1 protein-coding gene is annotated in these 3,292 nt (G+C 36.7%); it reads right to left on the bottom strand.

Annotation, left to right across the window (positions count from 1 at the left end; genetic code table 11):
- On the bottom strand, window positions 1–3,245 hold a 3,245-nt coding region (locus tag VEI_RS04975), incomplete at its 3' end, for a hemagglutinin repeat-containing protein (protein ID WP_223209324.1).
- Window positions 3,246–3,292: the final 47 nt, after the last annotated feature.

The following is a 3,292-nucleotide window of genomic DNA, read 5'->3' on the forward strand; positions in this document are numbered from 1 at the left end:
TTCAAATCATGTCCAACTTTTGTAGTTACACTTTCACCGATAACCTTAGAACCAATAATTTCTGTATTATTTCCAGAGACAGTATTTACTTGTTTACCAAGAATAACGGTTCCTGTATGTGTCTTAGTTGTCTCTAATGCATTTTCTTTACCTTTATACACATTAGCATCTAAACCAATAACACCACTTCCATGCGGGCTTACAGTTGCGCCTATTGACCAACCAGAAGATGTATAATCATCGCGTTGAACTACTGTATTAGTCCCAGCATCCATTCGAAGATTATTAGATGCACTTACATTAACGACCGGAGCTTCTACTCTACTTCCCGTAATGTGTATATTCCCCTTAGTCATATCATTACTATTAGCAGTAATATCTACTTTTGTTTTACTACCTATAGAACTACCAATATATTGTTCTTCATTTAACTCATTTCGTTGTTTAAATTTACTAGAGCCTATAGATACGTTGATATTTAGGAGACGATCTTTTCGAGCTTGTTCTCGTTTATATTTTTGTTCTTTATCTATTGCATTTTGAACATCTGGATGTACAGCATTTTCAATTTCTGGATGTTCTAATTGATAATTCTTATTTAATTCATTAGCTTTACTTAAAACCTCTCTTTCTTTATCTAATAAATTAACAGGTTTAATCTTACTATAAACCTTGGCATCATTATAAGCATGTTTTATGCTATTGGCTGCTTCACCATATTCAAATGCTGATAGCGCACTAGTTTTTCTACTATTAGCACGTTTGCCAAGTTGTTGAGCTGTGTTCAAAGCAGATACTACTTGCCCACCAATACTAACCGTTAATCCAGATCGTTTTTCTTCATGGGTTTGTACTACATGTGATGTGTTATGTTTACCATCAATGTTAACATCCGCAGCAGTTAAGGATACTGGACTATTGCTAAAATAGTTAGTCGTTGTGCTATGTATAGTGTCTCCAGCAGTAACATTAATCACCCCATTAGTAGAGGCAATATTACTCGCTTCTTGTGTAGTATAACGACCATCATATGTGTCAGTGATTTTTTTACTACCAATAGTAAATCCTAAGCCAGCCCCCATAAGACCTTTTTTCTTACTATGCTGATATATATCATTGCGACTACTATCTTCTCCGGAATTAGTGCGAACCTTATTACCAGCTGTAATAGCTACGTCACCTGTGCCTAACACATTAGACCCAGTTACATTTACATCGTGGTTAGCTCCTACTTGAATTGCATTGCCACCAATAGTGGATGCTGTCACACCTGTATGCTCGTAATCTTTACGAATCGTATTAACTGTACGAGATAACAACCCTTTTTCCTTGTACTGTAGTCCATATTGATCACGACTATAGGTATTGCCATTTTCAATATTCACATCATTCCCAGCAGCTATAGTTGTTACGCCATGCTCACTATTTATTACACCTTGACGAATATTGACATCATTCTTGGCGGCTACTGTTACATTGCCATCACCTAAAATTTGTGTACCAATTTCAGTACCTCTATCTGTGCGTAGATAATTTGCAGCATTTAATGTCATATCTTTCTTGGCACTTAATTTTTTAGTATCCACATTAACCGTATTGGCACTAGTAATAGAGACGTTACCTTCTTCTCCACCTGTAATAACAGCACCAATTAGATGTACATCCTTATTGCTATGAATGTCTATGGTTCCTTTAGGATTTGACACACCAATACGTCCTTGTTGCATAAGTACATCTTGATTAGCTAATTTGTATGTTGCTGCCTCTACACTTATGTCATTATTAGCACGTAATATAACACTATCATTACCATGAATAGCACCAGTATTTCGAATGGAATCCGTAGCACCAATAGCTACAGTATTCGCATTAAATCGACCCGAATTATCCACTGTATTTGCCTGTACTACAATGGAGTCAGCCATCATATTACCACTATTCTTAAATCTACTATCCGTATTAACTATAATGGATTTGCCACTTACAACAGCGCCCATAGCATCGATTTGATTAGCCGATTGTTTAGCTAAATACACCTTCGGATACAATACTTGTTGTGGTTGTCCATTTACAACAACAGTTTTTGTTTCAAGCCATACCATATCTGTTGTAATGGATTTCATCTGTTCTTCTGATAAGGTAATACCAGGTGTCAATTTATATTTTTTACCATAGGCAATACCCGCTTCGAGTAATGCTTTATATTCGATTTCGTTGTCTGTATATCCTTCTAAATATAGTTTACCAGTAGCAGATAGGATTTGTGAATTAATTAGACCTTGTTCATAGAAACCATCACCTAGGCGCTTCATTCTTCGGTCTGGATCATTAGCCAACGCATTTAACATGTATTCAGACGATACAAATTTCTTACGATTTGTAAAAGCACTATCTGTTTCAATTAATGCATTTGCTGTAATATCTGGATGAATATTATAAATCGCCTGTGTCGGTAATTTCAATCCTTCAATCGTTACGTTCCCAATACTAGACTTTCCTTGAGTTCCTGTGCCAAACGGATCAAGGCTATCGTTTACTTTACGCTTATTAGCCTCAGCAATGGTATCCTCAGCATGTTCCTGTATTGTACCAATGGGTTGTATATTCTGCTCTTCTATGGAAGGTGTCATAAATACTTCGGGATCCCAATATCGGCGCCATTTATGTCCCCATCCATGGCCTTTATGAACTCGTTTCGCTTCACTAACTTGTGTTGTTCCTGTTTTGAACACCTTATCACTGGTTGTATCACTAACAGTCTCATGTGCGCCATTAAATATAACTTGTCCAGCAGATGCAATTTTGCTATTTATATTAGAGGAAGCACCATTGATAACTATATCGCCGCCAGCAGAAATAACCCCTGGTTGATTATTCGTAACTTCTGTATGGGTATGCTCCTCTTCACTACGTATTAACGTAAAGTTTTTTACAGGTGGAACTCCCTTATCTACCATTTTAATCGTACCATCAGCTTGTTTCACTGGTACTTTATGAGCCACACCATAGCCACCTTTTCCTGTATAGCCAGGAAATTCAGAGACATCAAAAATTTGATTTTCTTCTGGATGATGTGGATCATCAACCTTAATTTTATCCCCATGCTTTGTAATACCATCCGAAACACGCTTCATGCCAAAGCTTGCATTATCATTAACAAGATTAGGTGTTGTTAGCGTCATTTTTCCACCTGATTGCATGGTGGCGCCCTTATTTTCAATGACATGAGAGCCTGTTAGATTCATCGTATTTCCACTATACAATAAAGCATTTCCATTATTATGGATTTCAT

Source organism: Veillonella tobetsuensis (assembly GCF_001078375.1).
In the GTDB taxonomy this organism is placed as follows: Bacteria; Bacillota; Negativicutes; order Veillonellales; family Veillonellaceae; genus Veillonella; species Veillonella tobetsuensis.